The sequence below is a fragment of the Pseudomonas tehranensis genome, assembly GCF_014268615.1.
GTDB lineage: Bacteria > Pseudomonadota > Gammaproteobacteria > Pseudomonadales > Pseudomonadaceae > Aquipseudomonas > Aquipseudomonas tehranensis.
On the sequence record NZ_JABWQV010000419.1, the window covers coordinates 1 to 2,345 of the forward strand.

At 65.3% G+C, this 2,345-nt stretch carries 1 protein-coding gene; it reads right to left on the minus strand.

What is annotated here, in order from left to right; genetic code table 11:
• Window positions 1–49: 49 nt before the first annotated feature.
• Window positions 50–2,269 carry a primosomal protein N' gene (locus tag HU811_RS26650; RefSeq protein WP_186659064.1) on the minus strand — a complete coding sequence of 740 codons (2,220 nt, stop codon included), beginning with the start codon at window positions 2,267–2,269 and terminating at the stop codon, window positions 50–52.
• Between the last annotated feature and the right edge of the window lie 76 nt (window positions 2,270–2,345).

A 2,345-nucleotide genomic window follows, 5' to 3' on the forward strand; every position in this document is an offset into this window, starting at 1 on the left:
TCGCGAGCAAGCCCGCTCCCACAGGGGGCAAAGCTTACGATCTGCTCAATCAATACAAATCCACCGGATCCACATCCAGCGACCAGCGCACCGCCCGCCCGCTGGGCATCTGCTCTAGCGCCAGCAACCAGGCACTTAATAGCCGATGCAACGGTGCCCGGGCATTGGCCTGTAACAGCAGTTGAGCCCTATAACGCCCTGCCCGCCGTTCCATCGGAGCCGGCACCGGGCCCAAGAGTTCGATCCCGGTGAGGTTCTGTTGCCCCAGCAAGCGCTCGGCTTCGCTGCAGGCTTCGTCAAGGAATGCTTCGGCCTGCCCCGGCTTATGGGCTTCGGCCCGCAACAGCGCCAGGTGAGCAAACGGCGGCAGGCCGGCGCTGCGACGTTCGCTCAAGGCCTGCTCGGCGAAGGCGAAGTAACCTTGTTCGGTCAGCTGTATCAGCAGCGGATGGTCGGCCAGGTGGGTCTGGATAATGACCTTGCCCGGTTCCTCGGCCCTTCCGGCCCGGCCTGCGACCTGAACGATCAACTGCGCCATGCGCTCGCTGGCACGGAAGTCACCGGAGAACAGTCCGCCATCGGCATCCAGGATCGACACCAGCGTGACCCGGGGAAAGTGATGCCCCTTGGCGAGCATCTGCGTGCCCACCAGGATGCACGGCTGGCCTTTCTGAATCGTGGCGAACAACTGATTCATCGCGTCCTTGCGCGAAGTGCTGTCGCGATCGACTCGCAGTACCGGGTAATCGGGAAACAGGATGCCCAGCCGTTCTTCGGCGCGTTCGGTGCCGGCCCCCACCGGGCGCAAGTCCACTTTGCCGCACTGCGGGCAGTGCCTCGGCACTCGTTCGGCATGGCCGCAATGATGGCAGCGCAGCTCGCCGTGGCGTTGGTGCACGGTCATGCGTGCGTCGCAGCGTTCGCAGCCCGACATCCAGCCGCAGTCATGGCACAGCAGGGTCGGGGCGAAACCCCGGCGGTTGAGGAACACCAAGACCTGTTGCCCGGCGGCCAGGGTCTGGCCGATGGCTTGTTGCATGGGCCCGGAAATGCCGCTGTCCAGCGGACGACTTTTCACATCCAGGCGCAGAAAGCGCGGCTGCTTGGCGCCGCCGGCCCGTTCGTTCAGGCGCAGGAGTCCGTAACGTCCGGTATAGGCGTTGTGCAGGCTTTCCAGGGACGGCGTGGCTGAACCCAGAACAATGGGAATGTTTTCCTGGCGCGCCCGCACCAGTGCCAGATCGCGGGCGTGGTAGCGCAGGCCTTCCTGCTGTTTATAAGAGCCGTCATGCTCTTCGTCGATGATGATCAGGCCGGGGTTTTTCATCGGTGTGAACAGGGCCGAACGAGTGCCGATGATGATGTCCGCCTCACCGTCCCGGGCGGCGAGCCAGGCTTCCAGGCGTTCACGGTCGTTGACCGCCGAATGCACCAGGGCGATTCGCGCGTTGAAGCGTTGTTCGAAGCGCGCCAGGGTCTGTGGCCCAAGGTTGATTTCCGGAATCAGCACCAGGGCCTGTTTGCCGGCTTCCAGGGTCTGGCGGATCAGTTGCAGATAGACCTCGGTCTTGCCGCTGCCGGTGACGCCGGCCAGCAAGAAGGCGTGATAGCTGTCGAAACCGGCGCGAATCGCCTCGCAGGCGGCCCGCTGTTCGGCATTGAGCGGCAGTTCCGGCTGGGCCAGCCAATGCTCATGGCGAACACCCGGAGCGTGCCGGCGGATGTCTACCTGGACCAGATCCTTGGCCAGCAGCAGGTCGAGGCTGTCCTTGCTGAGCATCAGTTTGCTCAATAGCTGATGGGCCACGCCGTGGGGATGCTGGGCCAGGGTCGCCAGGGCCTCACGCTGACGCGGGGCGCGGGCGATGCGCGGGTCGTCCAGCGAAGCGCCCGGTGCCACCGACCAGAAGCGCTCCTGGCGTGCCTCGGCCGGTTCGCCCTGGCGCAACAATACCGGCAGCGCCCAGCTCAGGGTGTCGCCGAGGCTGTGCTGATAGTACTGGGAGGTCCACAGGCACAGCTTGAACAGCGAGGCAGGCAGCGGCGGCGTCGCATCGAGCAAGGCCAGGGCTGGCTTCAGCTTGTCGGCCGGGACTTCGCTGTGGTCGGCGACCTCCACCAGAATCCCGATCATCTCCCGTCGGCCGAACGGCACCCGCAGGCGCATGCCCGGATGCAACTGCTCACGCAGGACCCCGGCCGGGGCCCGGTAGTCGAACAGGCGGCGCAGAGGCGAAGGCAGGGCGAGGCGCAGGATGGCGTCGGGCACGCGGGAGGGTCTCGATAAATGGACAAGTTCAGAAACTTGAGCGCAGCCCTTGTGGGAGCGAGCCTGCTCGCGATGG